The 21,220-nt window shown below is 53.8% G+C and carries 14 protein-coding genes; 13 read left to right on the plus strand and 1 reads right to left on the minus strand.

The window, feature by feature from the left end; all coding sequences use genetic code 11:
• Positions 1 to 57 precede the first annotated feature (57 nt).
• From IPG22_12850 to IPG22_12905, 12 genes are all read left to right on the plus strand, one after another.
• Positions 58 to 1,065, plus strand: coding sequence for a LacI family DNA-binding transcriptional regulator (locus IPG22_12850; protein ID MBK6589174.1), 1,008 nt, complete (start codon positions 58 to 60; stop codon positions 1,063 to 1,065).
• Between the two features lie 8 nt (positions 1,066 to 1,073).
• Positions 1,074 to 2,588, plus strand: coding sequence for a xylulokinase (xylB, locus tag IPG22_12855; protein ID MBK6589175.1), 1,515 nt, complete (start codon positions 1,074 to 1,076; stop codon positions 2,586 to 2,588).
• A gap of 74 nt (positions 2,589 to 2,662) precedes the next feature.
• Positions 2,663 to 3,331, plus strand: a complete 669-nt coding sequence (locus IPG22_12860; GenBank protein MBK6589176.1) for a TetR/AcrR family transcriptional regulator — start codon at positions 2,663 to 2,665, stop codon at positions 3,329 to 3,331.
• Positions 3,332 to 3,407: 76 nt separating this feature from the next.
• Entirely contained in the window at positions 3,408 to 5,456 is a 2,049-nt protein-coding gene (locus IPG22_12865; GenBank protein MBK6589177.1) for a TonB-dependent receptor, read from the plus strand.
• Positions 5,344 to 6,771 carry a hypothetical protein gene (locus tag IPG22_12870; protein ID MBK6589178.1) on the plus strand — a complete coding sequence of 476 codons (1,428 nt, stop codon included), beginning with the start codon at positions 5,344 to 5,346 and terminating at the stop codon, positions 6,769 to 6,771. The genes IPG22_12865 and IPG22_12870 overlap by 113 nt, the downstream gene beginning before the upstream one ends.
• Positions 6,772 to 6,863: 92 nt before the next feature.
• The gene (locus tag IPG22_12875; GenBank protein MBK6589179.1) at positions 6,864 to 7,673 is read left to right on the plus strand and encodes an alpha/beta hydrolase; all 810 of its coding nucleotides are present in this window, start codon (positions 6,864 to 6,866) and stop codon (positions 7,671 to 7,673) included.
• A gap of 7 nt (positions 7,674 to 7,680) precedes the next feature.
• Complete coding sequence (locus tag IPG22_12880) at positions 7,681 to 8,670, plus strand: ketoacyl-ACP synthase III (GenBank protein MBK6589180.1); 990 nt, start codon at positions 7,681 to 7,683, stop codon at positions 8,668 to 8,670.
• 6 nt (positions 8,671 to 8,676) lie between these two features.
• On the plus strand, positions 8,677 to 10,299 hold the full coding sequence (locus tag IPG22_12885; protein ID MBK6589181.1) for a long-chain fatty acid--CoA ligase: 1,623 nt from the start codon (positions 8,677 to 8,679) through the stop codon (positions 10,297 to 10,299).
• Positions 10,292 to 11,161 carry an alpha/beta fold hydrolase gene (locus IPG22_12890; protein ID MBK6589182.1) on the plus strand — a complete coding sequence of 290 codons (870 nt, stop codon included), beginning with the start codon at positions 10,292 to 10,294 and terminating at the stop codon, positions 11,159 to 11,161. Before IPG22_12885 ends, IPG22_12890 begins: the two co-directional genes overlap by 8 nt.
• 33 nt (positions 11,162 to 11,194) lie before the next feature.
• Positions 11,195 to 11,587, plus strand: coding sequence for a MaoC family dehydratase (locus tag IPG22_12895; protein MBK6589183.1), 393 nt, complete (start codon positions 11,195 to 11,197; stop codon positions 11,585 to 11,587).
• Between the two features lie 4 nt (positions 11,588 to 11,591).
• Positions 11,592 to 12,833 (plus strand): MFS transporter, encoded by a 1,242-nt coding sequence (locus IPG22_12900; protein ID MBK6589184.1) that lies wholly within the window; start codon positions 11,592 to 11,594, stop codon positions 12,831 to 12,833.
• Positions 12,834 to 12,982: 149 nt separating this feature from the next.
• A complete protein-coding gene (locus tag IPG22_12905; protein ID MBK6589185.1) occupies positions 12,983 to 14,812 on the plus strand; it encodes a long-chain fatty acid--CoA ligase in 1,830 nt (609 codons plus the stop codon).
• 310 nt (positions 14,813 to 15,122) lie between these two features.
• Here the strand turns inward: IPG22_12905 and IPG22_12910 are convergent, their stop codons facing one another.
• Positions 15,123 to 15,509: a hypothetical protein gene (locus tag IPG22_12910; protein ID MBK6589186.1), complete on the minus strand. Its 387-nt coding sequence runs from the start codon at positions 15,507 to 15,509 to the stop codon at positions 15,123 to 15,125.
• A gap of 432 nt (positions 15,510 to 15,941) precedes the next feature.
• Here IPG22_12910 and IPG22_12915 point away from each other — a divergent pair, with 432 nt between their 5' ends.
• Positions 15,942 to 21,158 carry a hypothetical protein gene (locus IPG22_12915; protein ID MBK6589187.1) on the plus strand — a complete coding sequence of 1,739 codons (5,217 nt, stop codon included), beginning with the start codon at positions 15,942 to 15,944 and terminating at the stop codon, positions 21,156 to 21,158.
• The last annotated feature ends 62 nt before the right edge of the window (positions 21,159 to 21,220 follow it).

A 21,220-nucleotide genomic window follows, 5' to 3' on the forward strand; every position in this document is an offset into this window, starting at 1 on the left:
TGCCGCAAGCCGCGAGCATTTTTGATTTTTACAGCAATTTGAACTACCGTCTATCTGATGCGAATTAAAGACATTGCACGCGAGGCGGGCGTTTCGACTGCGACCGTCTCGCATGTCATAAATAAGACAAAATACGTCTCAGATCCTACCCGCGACAAGGTGGAGGCGGCCATAAAGAAATTCGGCTACCATCCGAATGCCCATGCCCAGATGCTCGCTCTCGGCAAGAGTAAGATCATCGGTCTTTTGGTGTCTGATATTTCCAATCCATTTTTCCCCGAAATCATTAAAAGCGTTGAGGCGGCGGTGATCGCAGCGGGATATAACCTTTTTCTTTTAAATACAAATTACGATACAGCGCGGACGCTCGAGTATGTTCAGCGTCTTATCCAGATGAAAGTTGCCGGCATCATTTTGATGATCGCCGAATTTGATGAAGCTCTGATCAAGGAAGCGAAACGCAAGAAGACGAGCTTTGTGTTTCAGGACCTGGGATTTGTCGGTGAAAAGGTCAGCAATATTATTCTCGATTATGCCGCTGGCATTGACGAAGCGGTACAGCATCTAGTCTCCCTAGGGCATAAGAGAATCGTGCATATCGGCGGCGCACACGAGATCTATTCTGCCGGAGTTCGTTGGGAAGCCTTTGTTGAAGCCGTGAAGAAACATTTGCCGGACGAGCCGGAGCCAAAGATCTACGAGGGCGATTTCCGTTTTGAGGGAGGCCGTCTTGCAGCAAGTCAGATACTTGCCGAGAAAGACCTACCGACCGCCGTCGTCGTGGCGAATGACCTGATGGCTCTCGGAGCGATGCAGGAATTCAAGGCCGCTGGTTTGCGGGTTCCCCAGGATATTTCGATCATCGGTTTTGACGACATCTCATTTTCAAGCCTTTCGGAACCGGCTTTGACGACGGTGAATTCGCCGCGGGTCGAGATCGGCCGCCGCGCGGTCGAAGCATTGATGTTAACGGTCGACAAGCCGAATCAACAGGGCATCGAAATTCGTATTCCGACGTCGCTTCTCAAGCGAGATTCTACTGCCCCGCCTCGGACCGGGCGATAATTCTACAAATGTACTTTCTTGGCATCGACATCGGTACCGGCGGTTCGCGTGCGGTCGTCATTGACGTAAACGGCAAGGTCGTCGCGTCGGCGACCAAGGAACACGCCGCTTTTGCTTCGCCGCAGATCGGTTGGGCAGAGCAGGATCCGCGTGACTGGTGGCGGGCGTCCGTTGCGGCGATTCGCAAGGTTTTGTCGTCCGTTGCCTTCGGTGCGGATGCGATCGGAGCAGTTAGTTTCTCAGGCCAGATGCATGGCTCGGTCTTTCTCGACGAAAAGGACGAAGTCATACGTCCCGCTCTTCTCTGGTGTGATCAGCGAACCGAAAAACAGTGTGGCGAGATCACCAAAAAGATCGGAGCGACTCGTCTGATCGAACTCGTCTCAAACCCCGCGATAACGGGGTTTACTTTGCCCAAAATACTGTGGCTTCGTGAGAATGAACTGCAAAATTGGGAGCGTGTTCGGTGTATTTTGCTGCCGAAGGATTACGTTCGCCTACGTCTAACCGGGGACAAGGCGAGTGACGTCGCAGATTCGTCCGGAACGCTGCTTTTCGATGTCGTTAATCGCCGCTGGTCGCAGGAAATACTCGACGCCATGGAGATCGACAAAGATTTGATGCCCCCGGTTTACGAATCTATCGAAGTAACAGGAAAGGTCTCAGCTGCGGGGGCCGAAGCCACCGGATTGATCGCCGGAACGCCGGTGATTGCCGGAGCAGGCGACAACGCGGCCGGAGCGATCGGTATGGGAATCGTCCAGCCTGGAACGGTCAGCGCAACGATCGGAACGTCCGGTGTGGTTTTTGTCGTCACCGAAAAGCCCACACTCGATCTCAAAGGCCGCACCCACACACTTTGCCATGCGATCCCTAACCGCTGGCACATGACCGGCGTTACGCTTGGGGCGGGATTGAGTTTGAAGTGGTTTCGCGATAACTTCGGCGGCGGTGCTGATTTTGCGACGCTTGGTGACGAGGCGGCGAAGGTTTCCGCCGGTTCTGACGGAGCTATCTGGCTGCCGTACCTGATGGGCGAACGCACGCCTCACCTCGACCCTCACGCCCGAGCGGCATTTATCGGCCTAACGGCGAGCCATACACGAGGGCATTTGGTCCGGGCGGTCATGGAAGGCGTTGCATTCAGCCTCCGCGATGCGTTTGAGATATTTAAGTCACTCGGAGCCGAGGTAAACGCGATACGGCTTGGCGGCGGCGGTTCCCACTCGCCGGTTTGGCGGCAGATACAAGCCGATGTTTACGGCCAGGCGGTCCAAACGATCGAGGCTGATGAAGGGGCAGCCCTTGGTGCGGCGATACTTGCGGGTGTTGGCGTTGGAACGTGGAATTCGGTCGATGAGGCTTGCGAAAGGACGATCCGGGTCGCCGAAAAGATAGATGTTAATGCCGAATCTGCCAAAGCCCTCGACCAGAACTACGAGATTTACAAGCGTTTGTATCCGGCTCTCAAAGCACTGTCAGAACCGCCTGTGGAACCCCGGCATCCTGCCTGCGTTCCATAAGAATTGGTTTACCCAATTTTCCGGTTGACAACCTCAAAAATAAATTATAAAAATACATACGTTCGTTTTTCTTTATGCCAAAACTTAGCGAAGCAGCGATCCGCGGTAAAAAAGATACCATCGAGGATGCCGCACGCGAGTTGTTCATAAAGCAGGGATTTCACGCCACATCGATGCGTGACATTGCCAAACGGGCCGAAGTTTCGCTTGGGAATCTTTACAATTATTACGAGACCAAGGATTCGATCTTCGAATCAATAATCGACCGGTATCAAACCGTCATTGACGAAAATCTCAAGGCGATCCTATTTGATATAGACGAGCCGATGGAACCCGTGAACCTTCGAAAAATGGGGGAGAGCGTTGGAAGGCTGGTAAACGAACACTCTGATTTCTGGCTGCTGATGTATATTGACGTCCTGGAATTTCAGAATCGCCACTTCCGAAAGATGTTCGATGGAATAACGGACCGGTTCCGAAAGATCTTCGGTGAAAAGTTCAAAGAGGCCGAAAGCCGCGGCGATCTGAGATTAGGCGTCGACGCCGCACCGGCTTTTACGGCAGCGTATATGCAATTTTTTAATTATTTTCTGGTCGAGAAACTTTTCGGGGGCAATCAGCACCTCGGGCTGACCGATGACCAGGCTCTGAATTGTATTACCAAGATATTTGCGTATGGCACGCTCAGCGAAGACAGTTTATCGAGATTCAAAAAAACAGCGAATAAGGCGTTGAGCGGATAGGCTCGGGCACTCAGTTTGCGTAGAAGTTTACAAGAATAAAAAACGGACGTTCATTTTTATTAACGGAGGCAAGTAGATGTTTCAAAAGAGAATTATTGCGGTAGTAGGTTTTCTGCTCCTGGCGGCAACGACCATGTTCGGCCAGGGCGGAACCGGCCAGATAAGCGGCACGGTGACGGACCCGAATGGTGCGGTCGTCAGCGGTGCGTCAGTCAAAGTAACGAACGCAGGAACGAATTTTCAGCGTACGACGACGACGAGCGGTGACGGAGTTTTCTCGGTCTCGCTTCTTCCGGCCGGCAGCTATACTGTCGAAGTGGCGTCTCAGGGATTTAAAAGCTACACGGCACGAGCCGTCGTCAACATCAGTCAGTCGACGACCGTCGATGCCCAGCTTTCTGTCGCCGGGGCAGATAACATAACTGTCGACGTCGCGGCGCCGACGCTGCAGGTTGAAACGACACAGAACGGACGTACCGTGTCAGGCGAAACGATCCGCCAATTGCCCCTGCCGTCGCGCAACTTCCAGCAGCTTCTAGCACTTTCGCCCGGTGCCCAGACGTCCGTAACGAATAGCACGGATCTCGGCCGCGGCGACGCGACCATTAGCGTGAACGGCCAGCGAACAACTAGCAATAGCGTAAAGATCAACGGTATCGATGCAAACTCGATCGGGACTAATTCGACGCCGAACATAGCGGTTCCGGCGACGGACAGCCTGCAGGAGTTCATTGTCCAGACCTCGCTCTATGACGCGTCGAACGGCCGTAACTCTGGCGGCAGCATCGAAGCGGTGACACGCAGTGGTTCCAATGAAGTTCACGGAAACGCATACTATTTTCTCCGTAACAAATCGCTCAATGCTAACGAGCCGTTCATCAAGGCCCGCGGCCTCGAACGTCCCGAAGCGACCCGCAACCAGTTTGGCGGCACGCTTGGCGGCCCGGTTGTGAAAGACCGCGTTTTCTTTTTCGGTTCGTATCAGGGAACCCGCGAAAAGAACGGCGTTTCGCTTACGAACAGCCTGACATCGCCGGCGGTGCCCGCGGGACTTCGCGATGATAACCGAACGGCTGCTGGCCTCGCGGCGACTTTCGGCGTGGCGACGATCAATCCGGTGGCTCTAACGATCCTTAACCTTCGTCTGCCGAACGGCCAGTTCGCCATTCCTTCGTCGGGCTTGACGTCAACAACCACGCCGTCAGCGGCGGTGACTGTTCCGCAGTCGGGTGTTTCGGAGTTTCGCGAGAATCAGTTCAACGCAAATGGTGATTTTATCTTTACAAGCCGGCACAACCTCTCGGCTAAATTCTTCTACGCTGACAATCCAACGACGCACGCCAACTACAACTTTGCAGGTTCGGGGAACGGCGAACGGCAGCTGATCGGATTTGGCGGAGACTTGACGATCAAACAGAAGCTCTATTCGATAACCGACACGTACGTCTTCTCGCCAAATGTAGTAAATCAGGCACGTTATGGATTTAACCGCCTGGTTGTGACCAGCGTTCCCGAAGAGCCGTTCACCGCAGCTCAACTTGGAATTTCGAGCTCGCTGAGCAGCCTGTTTCCGGGTGCTCCGACGATTCGTGTCCAAGGTACGGATTCAGCGTTCTTCTTTGGTTCGGGAACGCTGGCAGATCAGTCTTCGCGAATAAGTGCACACACCTTCGGTGACACGCTCTCGATCACGAAAGGCAATCATCGCATCAGGATCGGCGGCGAATATCGAGCGTCGAGCGTGAAGTTCTACTTCAATGCCTTCTCACGTGGCCAGATCCTGTTCCCGAGCTTTAATGCATTTCTTGCGGGCGGCAGTTTGGGGACGACGGTCTCGCTGCTCGGATCCGGCGTATTCGATCGCTCTTTCAGGGTCAAAGATCTAAGCGGATTTGTTCAGGACGATTGGAAGGTAAATAGCCGTCTGACCGTAAATGCGGGCTTACGCTACGACTATTATGGCTTGCCGTCAGAAGAATTCGGACGCCTCGTTAATTTCCTTCCGGATAGCGGTGGTCGGCACTGCAACTTCGCCGTCGCAGCCTCCGAACGGTTTTGTTCAGGCTGCAGGTGGCCCGCTTGCTGGTGTTCCGCAGGTTTCGAAAACTCTTGTCGATACAGATAAGAACAATGTCGCACCCCGGATCGGCCTCGCGTATCTCGTAAGTGAGAAACACAACGTCGTGCTTCGTGCCGGATACGGAATGTATTTTGACCGTATCTCAACACGGTACGCGAACACGCAGCTGTTTAATTATCCATATTTTGCTCTCGGCGTTGGACTTCCAGGCTTTACGGCGACATTCGCAAATCCATTCGTTCCAATGCCGGTTCCGGGCAGCTTCCCGACGGCAGCGACGATTCCATCGCCTATTTCAGGGCTTGCTCCGATCGTTGGAGTTCCGATAGCCGGCGTTTACGTCGATCCAAATCTGCAAACGCCTTACGTTCAGCAGTACAACGTTGGAATGCAGTGGCAGACGAAAGGAAATTTCGTGATCGATGTTGGCTATGTCGGCAACGAAGGCTCACACCTTCTGCAGATCGTAACGCTGAATCAGCCGACATACAACTCGTCGACGAATGCCTTCGCAACACGTTTCCCGACTGCGATCATTTCGGGAAACAAGAATGCGACGGGCGGCGTCCAGCAGGTTCAGACGACCTCGCTGTCGAGCTACAACTCGCTGCAAATGTCGCTGAGCAAACGCTTTAGCAGCGGCCTTCAGTTCCTTGCCGCATTTACTCACGGCAAATCCACGGACTACTACTCAGGTGCGGCTTTGAACGAACTAACTAACATCCCAGGCGATCAAGCGAACTGGAAAACGAACAAGGGTCGTTCGGATTTCAATCGCGAGAACCGTTTTGTGCTGAGCGGCGTTTATTCTATTCCGAAACGCGAATATGGGTCGGCTTTCGTCCGCGGCTTGCTGAACAACTGGCAGATCGCTTCGATAATTGTCATTCAATCAGGTCTGCCGTTCTCGATCGTCAATTCGAATGACACGACGATCATCAGCCGTGCCAACTACAACCGCTCGTACACTGGTGATATCTATACATCGGGCAGCGTTGGTTCGCGTCTCAACGGGTATTTCAATACCGCAGCTTTCTCGACGTCCTGCCTGAACGCTGCCTGTTCCGCTGCGGTCGGGACGGTAACAAATCCGTCTTTCGATCCGAACGCTCCATTCGGCAACACACAGCGTAACTTCCTTACAGGCCCCGGACAGAAGAACGTCGACCTCTCGTTCATCAAGGTCATTCCGTTCTCGGAACGCATCCGCGGCGAGTTGAGGGCTGAGATGTTCAATCTCTTTAACTTTGTAAACTATGCTAATCCGAACAACAACATGATCGGTGCTAACTTCGGCAAGATCGAGCGAGCTGCCACCGGCCCTCGTGTTGTTCAGCTGGCGTTTAAGCTAAGTTTCTAGGCGGTGGCTCGCGGGTATCCGCGGTTTCGGTTCTTCAGCCGAAACCGCGGAAATCGCCCCTACTTTATTGGCTCTCAGACAAACCTCGTACGATGCCTATTTTCAATGCCGCCGGTGCGGAAATATATTATGAGACCGCTGGTTCGGGAGCTCCCCTCGTTCTGATCCCGGGATTTGCCTCGGGTCTTTGGAGTTGGTTCGGGCAGAAAGATCTCGAAAAAGATCTACAGGTAATTAGTTACGATCCACGCGGTATCGGGAGGTCAAGATCGGAAAAAAACGCACCGGATCTTTCTCTTGATTCCTTTGCTGGCGATGTTCTGCATATTTTAGACGAACTGGCGATCGAAAAGGCAAGTGTTCTGGGTACAAGCTTCGGTGGTTTTGTTGCTTTGGCTTTCGCATTGCGGTTTCCCGAGCGCGTCGATAAGCTGATCCTCGCCTGCACCACGGCGGGCGGGCGCGAGCATGTGAGCCCGGATATCGAGATCCTACGGTCGTTCACACGAAATCCGGAATACACTGTCGGTGAGCAGATCAGGCGATTTTTTCGCCCTGCATTTACCGAGGAATTCAATAGGGAACAAGCCGAGATCGTTGAAAAGGTATGCCGCCTTCGCGAGGAGAATGAGGTAGACGAAGAAACCTACGTCGCTCAGCTTCGCACTGCGTTTGCGTTCGATGTCTCCGCACAGCTCGGTCATATAAATCACGAGGCACTTGTGATAACGGGTGACCGCGATAATCTGGTCCCGATGCAGAACTCCCAGAATCTGGCTGCAAAATTGCCGAATGCGACGTTGAGAGTCATTAAAGACGGAAGCCACATGATCTTTGTCGAAAATGCCATGGAATTCAACAAACTAGTCGTCGATTTTTTGGTGACGACTGACAACCTATAACTGATCTATGCGCGACGCTCGAATAATCGGAACTGGGATATACGTTCCCGAGAGAATATTGACCAACGCCGATCTGAGTTTGAATCTCGGTGTTGATATCGATGAGTTTGTAACGAACGTCGTCGGCATTCGCGAGCGGCATATTGCAGCGGACGATGAGAGTGCGGCCGATCTCGCGACCATGGCCGCTGAAGCCGCACTGCAGGACGCGGGCATCTTGGCTGCTGATGTCGATCTAATATTACTTGCGACAGATACACCGGAGTATATTTCGCCGGCGACCTCGGTTGTCGTGCAAGAACGCATCGGAGCTGTAAACGCAGGGACATTCGACATTAACTGTGCGTGTGCGGGATTTGTAACCACACTCGATGCAGCGTTTAAGTACATCATTGCCGATGCGACCTACAAAAATATTCTCGTGATCGGCTGCTATGCGATGAGCAAATTCATCGACTGGAAGGATAAGAAAACCTCAACGCTTTTTGCCGATGGGGCGGGAGCTTTTGTTTTGAAAGCGGTCGACGGCGAGCAGCATTTTCTCGCATCAAAACTTGTCGCCGACGGTAGCTATCACAACTTTATGGGAATCTTTGCTGGCGGGACAAAGGAGCCCATTACCGAGGGGGTTCTCGCCGAAAATAACTTTAACCGTCTCCGCTTCGCTAAAAAATATCCGCCCGAGGTCAACATTATAGGATGGCCAAAGATCGTTGATGAGGTTCTCGCCAAAGCCAGCCTAAAGCGTGACGAGGTTGATGTTTTTCTTTGGACTCAGGTCAATCTTTCCACGATCAAGCTTGTCATGGACGAGATGAATATCCCCTGGGAAAAAACGCACACGATCATGGACAAATGGGGCTACACGGGCTCGGCCTGCATTCCTATGGTCTTTAACGACGCTCTCGCGGCAGGTAATATAAAACGCGGCGACACTGTCGTTCTTTGTGCCTCAGGCGGTGGGCTGAATATGGCCTGTTTGGCAATGCGATACTAGCGGCTCATGGATTTTAAGAATATCTACAGCCTATTCCGTGCACAAACCGCAAAATACGGTGATAGACCCGTGTTTTTCACGCACGTTGAAAAAGGCTGGGAATCGCAGACCTGGGAAGAATTTGAGGATAAAGTTCACGATCTCGCCTGTGCTTTACTCGCGAAAGAGTTGACAAAAGGTGCAAGCGTTGCGATTCTCGCGGGGAATATTCCTGAGTGGACGATCTGCGATATTGCAACGATTGCGGCGGGTGGAGTTGGCGTTGGGATCTATCCGACAAGTTCGGCTGAACAGTGTGAATATGTGATCGATCATTCCGACGCGGAATTTGTTGTGGTCGATTCGGCTGAGCAACTTAAGAAGCTTGCAGGCCTCGAATTGCCGACGGTTCGCGAGATATTTGTTGTAAATGCTGCAGGTTTAGAGGGCACACTCCCTACCGGTCGTGTTTCGGCGTTTTCCGATGCTCTAGCTTTTGGTAGCGCTCGGCGACGGGAATTTCTGCCGCAGATTAAAGAGATCGGCGGAAATGCCGACGCGGACGAGACGGCGATAATGGTCTATACGTCTGGAACGACGGGCAAGCCCAAAGGTGCGATGCTTTCGCATAAATATATTCTGAACAGCGTCGAATCGCTTCGGCGTGCGGTTCCGATATTTGAGACCGATATCGCGCTTTCATACCTTCCCGGCTGCCACGTGGCTGAGAGAATTTCTGGCATCTACAATCGTTTGTATAACGGAACTCCGGCGTATTTTATCAACGATCTGAGTAAGCTCTACGAGCAAATGCTCGATGTGAAGCCGACGGTTTTTGCTTCGCTGCCGAGGTTTTTCGAGAAAATTCACGCTAGTGTTATTGCGAAGAAGGGTGAGGCGGACGTCAGTGAACAGGATCTGAAGGATGCCTTCGGCGGACGCGTGCGGTTGCTTACGTCCGGCGGGGCTCCGCTGCCGCCCGAGATCGCGGAATTTTACCGCAGCCGCGGGCTTCCGATCCTGCAGGCGTATGGACTTACCGAAAATATCTGCGTCGCATTCAACACGGTCGATGCCAATAAATTTGGCACTGTGGGCCGGCCGATGCCGATGTGCGAGGTTAAGATCGCAGCAGACCGCGAGATACTGGTGAAAAGCGAGATGATGTTTTCGGGGTATTATAAAGAGCCCGAACGAACGTCCGAGATGTTCGACGCTAATAGATGGCTAAGAACCGGAGACTTAGGGGGCGTAGACGAAGACGGTTTTCTGCAGATAACCGGACGCAAAAAAGAGATCATAGTACTGTCGAGCGGAAAGAATGTTGCGCCTGCACTCGTCGAAAACTACGTCAAGGAATCGCACCTGATCAGCCACTGTTTTCTCTACGGCGACGGGCGAAGTTATTGCGTGGCACTGATTACGGTTAATCTGGCGGAAGCAGCTTTCGCCACTGATCTTAATGTGTCAATTGAAGAAGCTGTGGCCAGAGCAAACGCACGTGTATCGAGTTCTGAGCGGATCAAGAATTACGTCGTCCTGGACCATGATTTTTCTGCTGAACGTGATGAGATAACTCCGACGATGAAGCTCAAACGAGCTGTCGTCGCCCGCAACTATAAGGCTATTTTGGAGAATTTGTATGAATAGGAAGATCGGTCGGATAAATATATTAGCCCTGTTTATCGTTTTGCTATCGGCAGCTGTTTTCGCGCAAACGCCCGAAAAAACAGCAACTGTTTTCGGAGCCAAGATCAATTATCTCGAGGCCGGTGACCCGGCGAAACCAACCGTAATTCTGCTGCACGGCCTTGGGGGCTCCACGGCGAACTGGTCGATGAACGTCGCGGCCCTTTCACAGAATTATCACGTGATCGCGCTTGATCAGGTTGGCTTCGGAAAATCGGACAAACCGTTTCTGAAATACCGGGTTGGGACTTACGTAGATTTTCTCGATAAATTCATGTCCGAGTTGAAGATCGAGAGTGCTTCGCTAGTCGGTAACTCGATGGGCGGCTGGGTAGCGGCGCTGACAGCGATAAAGTACCCAAATCGCGTCAATAAAATAGTCCTCGCTGACGCAGCCGGCATCGTGCCGCCAAACTTTGGCGAGTCTCAGGTCTACCAACTGAATAACTCGACCCGTGATGAGATCCGGGCGAATATGAAGCTGATCTTCGCGAACCCTGCACTGCAGAATAACGAGGCTTTGGTGGATCAATTTATGACCGCTCGCGTCACTTCAAATGACGGCGGCACGATCAACAGCATCATCGAATCAATTAAACGAAAAGAAGATTTCCTCAACGGCCGGCTTGGCGAGATCAGAAAACCAACACTGATCATCTGGGGTAAACAGGATGGTTTGCTACCCGTTGCGGACGCCTACACCTTTAATAAAGGGATCGCGGGTTCTGAGATCTTGATCTTTGACGCTTGCGGACACGCACCGCAATTCGAAAAAGCGGCAGATTTTAACAAAGCGGTGCTTGAATTTTTAGGAAAGAAATAGCTGCCGAGGCTGAACCAGGAAATGCATATGGAAATGAAAATCGGAGACAGTCTATCAAACTCCCGCGAGGTCACTGCTGAATTGATAGAAAAATTTGCTGATGTTTCGGGTGATTACAATCCTATTCACCTTGATGAGGAGTTTGCGTCAAAGACGCGATTTGGCAAGCGGATCGCTCACGGGATGCTGAGCGGGGCCTTCATTTCAGCGATCCTCGGCAACGAATACGCGGGAAGCACGGTGATCTATCTGTCACAGACGCTGAAATTCACAGCGCCTGTCTTTATCGGCGATATGGTCACGACGACGTCCACTGTCACGAATATTCGTGAGGATAAAAATATCGTCACGCTTGAGAACATCTGCACTAATCAAAACGGCGAAACGCTTGTCCAGGGCGAGTCCAAGATCATGATCCTAAACTAAATAAATGGACGAGAAGACCGAGAAAACACCGCTCTACTCCTGGTACGCCCTGGCGTTGCTAATGGTTATCTATGTTCTCAACTTCCTCGACCGAACGATAATTTACATTCTCTTTCCTCTGATAAAGAAAGAAATGGCGTTTAGTGATACGCAGCTTGCTCTGCTGGGAACAACGTCATTCGTGATCTTTTACACGATCCTTGGGATTCCGTTCGGGCGATTTGCTGATCGCGGTTCGCGGAGCAAGATCATCGCGATCGGCGTCATAATTTGGAGCGTTTTCTCGGGATTGACAGCGTTTGCCAACGATTTCTGGACGCTTTTTGCTTGCCGCGTTATGGTGGGTGTCGGAGAGGCGACGCTTGGCCCGGCGGCGATCTCGCTGCTCGCTGACTATTTTCCGCCCGCCCGCCGAGCGACAGTTACCAGCATTTATTCAATGGGTATCGCGATCGGAGCGGGCTCGGCGGCCCTTCTTGGGGGCAGTTTGAGCCAATTTGGTTGGCGTACTGCATTCATGCTGGTCGGATTTCCCGGAGCGATCTTTGGCGTCTTGGCGTTGTTTCTTCGTGAGCCCGCTCGAAGCTCTCCGGTTGGGTCAAATGACGTCAATTACTCGAGCACGGACTGGAAACGGCTGCTAACCAATCCCGTCTTTATTTTGCTCTGTGTTGGCTACTCGCTCTTTGGCCTTGCGACGAACAGCATGTCGATCTGGGGAGCTGTTTTTATATCCCGCGTTCATACGGTTGATATCCCGACCTACGGATTCTGGGCAGGGGTGATGACGCTGGCAGCGGGAATCCCTGCGACATTGTTTGCCGGAGCTACGGCCGATTGGTTCAAAACAAAAGGGTATGGAAGAATGATGTTTGGCATCATTCTTTGTCTCGTTTCGGTTCCTTTGTGGCTGGTCGTACTCTTTTCGGATAGTTTTTCGCTGATAATACCTGCCGGATTTTTGCTGCTTGCAACCGCCCTTGGCTGGGTTGGAGCGGCAGCGGCGGATGTTACCGAGATCGCTGGGATCAACCTTCGGGGGCTTGGTATCGCGATATTCTTCTTCACCGTCAACATTGCTTCATACCTAATCGGTTCTAACCTTATCGGGATCCTAAGCGATCGTTTCGGCTCGACCGTGGATCCGGCAATGATGCGTTATGCATTGCTTGCCTGTCCGGCCGCTTGCCTCGCCGGAGCCGTTTGCCTCTGGGTCGCGACCCGTAAAACCAGAATCTCACAGTAGACTCCTGTTCATGCATCTCAATTCTAGCCCTTCCGTCGACATCCCAACTACGGCGAAGCACCGTAACTATTGGACTTGCAATCGCGTATTTGCAAGAATGTAAAATTACGCGAGAAAATGGTTTGGACCGGCTCGCTGAGATGCGCCAAATGATCGCTGAAAACCTCATCGGGTTCGAAAATATTCCGCAGACGATTCCGCATTATTGCTTTGAATCGTTCGCCCGCCACAATAAGCGCGATGCTCTCGCGTTCAAGGTCAATGACGTCTGGACATATCTCAACGGTAACGAGGTGGTCGAGCGCGTAAAACGGATCGCGATGGGTTTGGCTGCTCTTGGCGTGAAGGCTGGCGATCGTGTTGCGATCATCTCCGAAAATCGGCCTGAGTGGTCTTTCGTCGATCTCGCCATCTTGAGCCTGCGTGCGGTAAACGTTCCGATATATACGACTCAGGCGGTCGAGCAGATCCGCTATATCCTTGAAAACTCGGGCGCCAAGATGCTTTTCATCTCGGGCAAGAAGCTATGGAAGCATGCCGAAAACGCGATCCAGAGTGTTGAGCAGCTTGAAAAACTGGTCTTTTTCGACGCTGACGGAATGCCGGAAGGGAACAGCCGGGCGACCTCGCTTAGTGAACTGGAGAACCGAGGAGTCGAGCATGCGAAGATCGACTCCGATGCGGTCGAGAATTCCCTCGCCGAGATCCGGGCATCGGACCTTGCGACCATAATCTACACTTCCGGAACGACCGGCGAACCGAAGGGCGTGATGCTGACGCACGAGAATTTTGTCTCGAACATCGTCGCTATTTCGAAGGGCTTGCCGATCAAGTCAACCGATCGGAGTCTTGCGGTTCTTCCGCTCTCGCATATTTTCGAACGAACCGTCTTCTACGTCCTTTGCTCGAACGGCGTTTCTATCCATTACTGTGCCGCTTTCGATCAACTCGCCTCGCATTTACAGGAAGTGAAACCGACGATCATGACCGCCGTGCCGCGGCTTTTTGAGCAGGTTTACCATAAGATCGTTAAGAAGGGTAAGGCGGCTGGCGGGTGGAAAACCAAGCTTTTTAACTGGGCTTTGGTGGTCGGTCAGGAGTATTGGGAAGCCAAAGATATGCACAGATCGGTCTCGCCGATACTGGCTGCACGGCATGCTCTGGCGGACCGTCTGGTCTTCTCTAAATGGCGTGACGGCGTTGGCGGCAGTCTGCGGTTTTTCGTTTCCGGTGGGGCACCGCTCTCCAAGAAATTGAGCTACGCGTTTTGGGCCGCGGGCATTCCGATCCTTCAAGGCTATGGTATGACAGAGGCCTGCGTGACCTGTGCCAATCGGCCTGAGGACAGCAAAGTCGGCTCGATCGGAACTCCATTTGAAGGCGTCGAGATGAAGATCGCCGAGAAAGATGGTGAGGTCCTGATCCGCGGTAAAAACGTGATGAAGGGCTACTATCAAAACGAAGAAGCGACGGTCGCTGCGATCGATGAGGAAGGCTTTTACCATACTGGGGATGTAGGTTACGTTGACCATGACGGGCATTTTTACATCACTGACCGATTGAAGGATCTGTTCAAATTGTCGAACGGCAAATACGTCGCTCCACTGCAGGTTGAGAGCCTGTTAAAGCAGAGCCCGCTCATCTCGCAGCCCCTGGTGGTGGGCTCCGGGCGCAAGCAGGTAGGTGCTCTAGTGGTGCCTGATTGGGATGCCCTGAAGGAAGAAATGGCAGCCGAAGGGTATGATGTTAAGCGTTCCCGCGAGGAGCTTTGCGAGGATCCGCATTTCGTAAAGCGCATCCAAAAAGACGCCGTTGACCTGACCCGCGAACTCTCAGATTACGAGCGTGTGAAACGCGTCTATCTGCTCCCTCGGGAGTTCTCCATCGACAAGGGTGAAATGACCCCGACCCTCAAGATCAAGCGCTCGGTCATCGACGAAAAGTACTCCGAGGCGATCGACGAGATCTGCGGAAGCTAGCACTAAAAACCGAAGATCTGGCGTCGGAATTTTGTGAAAAAACTTTTCGACGGCAGATTTTTCAAAAAAGCCGCCGATCTGAGCAAAACGCCCATTTTTATTGGGATTGGTCGAAGTAGTTTGCCAATTTGGTCACACGAAAACCTAAGATTGGTCAAAGGACTTTGCCAGATTGGTCAAACTTAAAAACGGCTAATATTCCGCCTCGATACGGCTTCGATCACTCCGCGTCGGGCAGCTTTTTCACTTTGCCGAACCGATAGTGCGCGATCCGGATTCCAGCCACGGACCATTCTTCTCGTTGCCAACACTACATGCACTTAAAGATTCGGCCGGCTCTGCCGTGTTCGAGCGAAAATACCAGCTTTTCGTTCGATTCTACGAGCGTTATGGTGAGTTCAAGCTTTTTGCCTGTGACTTTGCCGTGAAACCGGGCGTTTTGGCTTGCCCGGGCATCTTTGCGGGGACTGGGTTCCGGTTTACCGGGCTCGATCGCGAGAGCTCCCGGGCCTTCGGGATTGTATCGGCCGGCAGCGTCGAACTCTCCTTTCTTGTTCAGTTTCGGACGGCCCGTGAAATTCGCATTTGCACACGGCAGATCGATGCTTACTGAACTTTCATGGACGGTTAAGACTATTCCCGTCGCCCCCCAAATTCCCAGTGCCAAATATTTCGGAGCTTCGGGCGTATTTTCCATAGAGTTAGATGGGGCTTCGACTCGATAATTAGCGTTCTCAACTGGCAGAGAAGGCTGCGAAAACGCACACGAGGATATCAGCATCATGGAGAATAAGGCAATCAATGGCATCAGGCTGAATTTGTTTGTGATCGAACGAACCATACCAATATTAGGATGAAAGCCGGATGCGATGCCGTTGTCAGGCGTTTTAGGAACGGCTTATTAATTATGAACTTGTCAAAAAAAAGGGTTTGTTTTTTAGCTAACTCGGTGTATCCTAGCAACGATTCTAAATAGTAGCACGCAGAGTTAGTTTTCGTTTCAGAGGCCTCCTCATGTCAGCAAAGGCCTTGCGACGACCTTCTCTATTACCTGAGCGCATTTCGCTTTTTAAATTTCCGAGGTCCTTTTCTTCATGCATGATCGGGCAACAGTGCCCAGGGGTAGTCTATGAAAAAGCTCTTTCCATTCTTCGCGTCTTCTCATCGTAACTTATTGCTCGCTTTCGCTTCGATCGGCGTTTTCTCATTGGTCGGCCTTCTGATCTGGCAGGCGAAGATCGGAACGCCCGGCGACCAGACTGCCCGCGTAGCTACCGAACAGCCCGAGGTATTGCCCGGTTCGCTTAATTCGGCAGTTGCTCAGCCGAGCGAGCCTATCGTGCCGCCGGCGATCGATCCTAACGGGAATATTTTTCTCAGTGAAAATGCGTATAACGGACTGCCCATACAACCGAGACGACTTTCGGAAAACGCCAGAACAAGCCGGATCGAAAATGAGACCAGCAACAGGCGAACAGAAGAGCTCGGTGAAAAAGAGGACGGTGCGAAGGGGGACGAGGATGAGGAGAGTGATCTGGTCGTTACCCGGAAAGGGAAAGAATATCGCATAAAAAACGAGATCGGCGAACGCTTTGATAAGCCGGATGAGGCGATGGAGTACTACCTGCAGCAACGGCTTCCGGCGGGTGAGACGCAGTTGCCGGTCGAACGTTACTTCGAGGCTCGGGAAAAGATACGCCAGATGGGCCAGTACTCGACTGCGGAAGGAAAAGTCCTGCCGTCAGACGAGGAGCGCGGTATTGGGTCAGCAGATTCTCCAAACGCTCCTGATTTTACCTGGTCGAATATCGGGCCCGGCAATGTCGGCGGCCGAACACGAGCGTTAGTGATCGATCCGACCGATGCAAACGTGATGTTTGCGGCCGGAGTCGCCGGAGGCATCTGGAAAACAACTAATGCCGGTACCAACTGGACTCCGCTTGATGATTTTATGGCAAACCTTGCCGTGACATCGATCTCTATGGACCCGACTAACAGTCAGATCCTATATGCGGGTACCGGCGAAGGGTTTTTCAATGCGGATGGCGTCCGCGGTGCCGGTATCTTTAAGACAACCAACGGCGGAACGACGTGGACTCGTCTCGCTGCCACCAATACCGCAGATTTTTTCTTTGTAAATAAAGTGGTCGTAAGTCCGGCAAATTCGACGCACATATACGCGGCGACAAGAACCGGCGTGCACCGCAGCCTTGATAGCGGTACGACCTGGAGCCTGGTTCTCGCGTCAAATGCTGCAAACGGTAATAACGGGGCGATGGATCTGGTGATCCGTAATGATCAGGCGACCGATTGGGTCGTGGCAACTCTGGGAACTTTCGTTCAGGCTCACATCTGGCGAAATACTGATGCTGGCGGAGCGGGAACGTGGACGGACGAATTCGCGCCCGCAAATATGGGCCGAACGTCGCTCGCGATAGCCCCATCCAGCCAGGGGACCATGTACGCAATGTCTGCCCATCTTAGCACTGGTGCATTGCTTCAGGTATATCGTTCGACCGATGGCGGAGACAACTGGACAGCCCGGGTAAATACCGCGGCACCGAGTGGAACACTCAACGGGCTGCTTTTATCGAATCCAGTAATTGCAGTTCAAGCCACGTGCGGCTTTGGAGGCAGCAACACTGTTCTCGGTCAAGGTTGGTATGATAATGTGCTGGCAGTTGACCCCTTAGATCCCGACATTGTATGGTCGGGCGGCATTGACCTTTTCCGATCTAACGACGGCGGCCAGAATTGGGGACAAGCCTCCCATTGGTGGTTTGCAAGGGGGGCCGATCCTGAATATGCTCATGCGGATAATCACGCCATAGTATTCCACCCGCAATACAACGGTACCTCAAACAAAATAATGTTCAACGGCAGCGACGGCGGTCTTTTTAAGACGACCGACGCGCGAGCCCCGGTATCGTTTTCCCCGACTCCGATCTCCGGCACCTCACCAATCTGCGGCAACACCGCAGCTGGAGTTGTGGCATGGACCGAGCTTAATAATGGTTATCAGGTTTCGCAGTTCTATCACGGACTTCCGTATCCTGACGGCATAACGTATTTTGGCGGTTTTCAGGACAACGGTACAAATCGAGGGACAGACGGCGGTGGAGCAAATGCCTGGGCCTCGGTTAGCGGCGGTGACGGCGGCTATGTCGCGGTCAATCCGGGTAATACCAGCCAGATATGGACCGAATTTACTCGCCTTTCCATCCAACGCTCTGTTAACGGCGGAGCAAGTTTTTCTGCTTTTACCGGCGGCATTACGGAAACCTCCAATAACTTCGAATTCATAACTCCATTTGCTCAGGACCCGTCGAATGCAAACCGAATGTGGATCGGTGGAGCAACTCCTTGGCGCCATTCAAACGCCACCGCTGGTGTCCCCGGCAACTGGACGCAGGCCGGAGCCTTTTTTGGCTCGCGGATCACTGCATGGGCGATCTCGCCCGTCAATAGCGATAGGGTCTATGCAGGAACCGGTACCGGTGGTGGAGGGATAAACGGCTCGGTATTTACAACCGGGATCGGCACGACATCAACCGCGGTGACCACCTGGACCAGCAGCAAGCCTAGGGCTGACGATAATGTCGTATCATGGCTGGCTGCAGATCCGGTCAGTCCGACCACGGTTTACGCTACGGTTTCAACTTTTAATAATGGTGCAAACGTTGGCCATGTCTTCAAATCCGTCGATTCCGGTTCGACCTGGACCAATATCGACGGTACCGGCCCAAACACTATCCCGGATATCCCGGTTCATGCGATAGTTATAGATCCGGCTAATACCGCCAGACTATTCCTCGCGACCGATCTCGGCGTTTTTGTATCAATTGACGGCGGAACGAATTGGCTGAAAGAGAGCGGATTCCCAAATGTAGCAACCGAGTCACTGGCCTTAAACACAGTTGGTCCGCAAACGAGTCTTTTCGCATTCACACACGGACGGAGCGCATATCGCACGATAGTTACGGGTGCTCCGACGCCAACACCAACACCAACGCCAACGCCAACGCCGACGCCTACCCCGACGCCAACGCCGACTCCGACGCCGACACCGACGCCAACGCCGACGCCAACGCCGACTCCGACGCCGACACCGACGCCAACGCCGACGCCAACGCCGACGCCGACGCCGACGCCAACGCCAACGCCGACGCCGACGCCGACGCCGACGCCGACGCCGACGCCGACGCCGACGCCGACGCCTACGCCTACGCCTACGCCTACGCCGACGCCGACGCCAACGCCGACGCCGACGCCGACGCCAACACCGACGCCGACACCAACGCCGACGCCAACACCAACGCCGACGCCAACACCGACGCCGACGCCGACACCGACACCAACGCCAACGCCAACGCCGACGCCAACGCCGACGCCAACGCCAACGCCTACGCCAACGCCAACGCCTACGCCGACGCCGACGCCTACGCCGACACCAACGCCGACGCCTACGCCGACGCCGACGCCGACGCCAACGGCGACGCCTACTCCGACGCCTACGCCGACGCCAACGCCGACGCCAACGCCGACGCCAACGCCGACGCCTACGCCGACGCCTACGCCGATACCGGTCGGGCCTCAGATAAGGGTCAATTCGGTTACTCGTAATGAGACTAATGCCGGTACGACGAACTTCGCGTTCGAGATAACGATCTCGCAATTGCCGCCTCCGGGAGGTGCTGCGAGGACGGTCAATTACACAACGGTCGACGGATCCGCGACCGTCGCAAATAATGACTATCTGCCGACGTCCGGTACGATAACCTTCGGCCCGAATTCACCGACGCTTCAGATCGTCACCGTCACCGTCAACGGCGACATAACGTTCGAAGCCAATGAGGTGTTCTTCCTTCGTTTGTCGAACCCGGTAAACGCCAACATTCAGGAAGCAGATGGTATCGGAACGATCTTTAACGACGACGTTGAGCCTTCGTTCTCGATCAATGATGTTTCGGCTAATGAAGGTAATGCGGGAACGACAGCGTTCACGTTCACGATCACGCGTTCGGGTAACCCGACTTCGTTCAGTTCGCTCGTGACCTATTCGACGGCGAACGGAACCGCAGTGGCACCGGGCGATTACACCGCGGTTTCGAACGGCACGGTCACATTCTTACCGACCGAGACGTCGAAGACGGTCACCGTTCTGGTTAACGGCGACACCGCGGTCGAGCCGAATGAAACGTTCCTCGTCGACATGACGACCGTTTCGAACGGCGTCATCGGCAGAGCGACCGGAACCGGAACGATCCTCAACGACGACGGCGTGATCGGGCCGACCCCGACGCCAACGCCGGCCGGAACACCGACGCCGACACCGACACCGCTTCCAACGCGGCCGGAAGGCGACGTGGTCGACGGCAGCGGCGGCCCGCTGGGCGATAATCAGGTCCTGTCGAACGACGTTTCGTACATCCGCCAGGTCGTGCTCGGCAACCTGCCGCCGATCCCGGCAGGCGTTCAGTTCCAGGCAGCGGACGTCAATCTCGACGTTCCGGGAGCCTGCGGCAACGCTCAGATCGAGGCCGGCGACGTGACCGTCATCCGCGGCTACAACCTCGGAGTGCTCAACGGCGTTCCGATCACCACCAAACCGGTCTGCGGCCCGACCGCTCCGGCGGCGGCCCGCGGCGAGACGGCCGAGGGCACGGGCGGACGTGTGATTCGTGCGGTGAATGCTTCGGCTATCGCCGGCCAGCAAGTGACGGTTTCGTTCATGCTTGATTCGCTCGGTAACGAGGCATCCGCAAGCTACACGGTGAACTACCCGGCTTCGGTCCTGACCTATGTCAGTTCGGCTCTGGGAGGCGGTGTTCCGGCAGGTTCGAATCTCGGAACCAACACCAGCCAGACGGCAGCCGGACGCCTCGGCGTGCTGGTCGATTCGACAAATACGTACGCGGCAGGAGCAAGGCAGATGATCACCGTGACGTTCGCAGTTCCTGCCAACGCTGCGGCCGGGACTTATCCGGTCACCTTCTCGTCAACGCCGACCGCTCAGAGCGTTTCGAACGCCCAGGGAGCTTTGCTCGCTACGACCTACCAAAGCGGGAACGTCGTCATCGGAACCACCGCTGCCGGTGTGGCGGTCTCGGGCCGCGTCCTGAACGCATCCGGCCAGGGCGTGCGAGGAGCAACGGTGACGATGACCGATCCGAACGGAAACAGAAGGACGTTTGTCACGGGCTCATTCGGCGTTTATCGCTTCGAGGACGTAATCGGCGGCCAGAGCTATGTCATCGGCGTCCGCTCAAGTCGCTATCGATTTAGCTCGCGGGTTGTAAACGTGACCGATTCGCTCGACGACGTTAACTTTATCGGGCTGGAGTGATATCCGGTTCATCGCAAGCGCAAAAAAGGCAGCCTTCGACGGGCTGCCTTTTTTCATCAGAC

This window comes from Acidobacteriota bacterium, assembly GCA_016703965.1.
Lineage (GTDB): Bacteria > Acidobacteriota > Blastocatellia > Pyrinomonadales > Pyrinomonadaceae > OLB17.

What these genes read in the sequence shown, in the direction of transcription:
- IPG22_12850 (MBK6589174.1), top strand. Translation starts at nt 58, where the DNA reads ATGCGAATTAAAGACATTGCACGCGAGGCGGGCGTTTCGACTGCGACC.
- xylB (MBK6589175.1), top strand. Translation starts at nt 1,074, where the DNA reads ATGTACTTTCTTGGCATCGACATCGGTACCGGCGGTTCGCGTGCGGTC.
- IPG22_12860 (MBK6589176.1), top strand. Translation starts at nt 2,663, where the DNA reads ATGCCAAAACTTAGCGAAGCAGCGATCCGCGGTAAAAAAGATACCATC.
- IPG22_12865 (MBK6589177.1), top strand. Translation starts at nt 3,408, where the DNA reads ATGTTTCAAAAGAGAATTATTGCGGTAGTAGGTTTTCTGCTCCTGGCG.
- IPG22_12875 (MBK6589179.1), top strand. Translation starts at nt 6,864, where the DNA reads ATGCCTATTTTCAATGCCGCCGGTGCGGAAATATATTATGAGACCGCT.
- IPG22_12880 (MBK6589180.1), top strand. Translation starts at nt 7,681, where the DNA reads ATGCGCGACGCTCGAATAATCGGAACTGGGATATACGTTCCCGAGAGA.
- IPG22_12885 (MBK6589181.1), top strand. Translation starts at nt 8,677, where the DNA reads ATGGATTTTAAGAATATCTACAGCCTATTCCGTGCACAAACCGCAAAA.
- IPG22_12890 (MBK6589182.1), top strand. Translation starts at nt 10,292, where the DNA reads ATGAATAGGAAGATCGGTCGGATAAATATATTAGCCCTGTTTATCGTT.
- IPG22_12895 (MBK6589183.1), top strand. Translation starts at nt 11,195, where the DNA reads ATGAAAATCGGAGACAGTCTATCAAACTCCCGCGAGGTCACTGCTGAA.
- IPG22_12900 (MBK6589184.1), top strand. Translation starts at nt 11,592, where the DNA reads ATGGACGAGAAGACCGAGAAAACACCGCTCTACTCCTGGTACGCCCTG.
- IPG22_12905 (MBK6589185.1), top strand. Translation starts at nt 12,983, where the DNA reads ATGATCGCTGAAAACCTCATCGGGTTCGAAAATATTCCGCAGACGATT.
- IPG22_12910 (MBK6589186.1), bottom strand. Translation starts at nt 15,509, where the DNA reads ATGGAAAATACGCCCGAAGCTCCGAAATATTTGGCACTGGGAATTTGG.
- IPG22_12915 (MBK6589187.1), top strand. Translation starts at nt 15,942, where the DNA reads ATGAAAAAGCTCTTTCCATTCTTCGCGTCTTCTCATCGTAACTTATTG.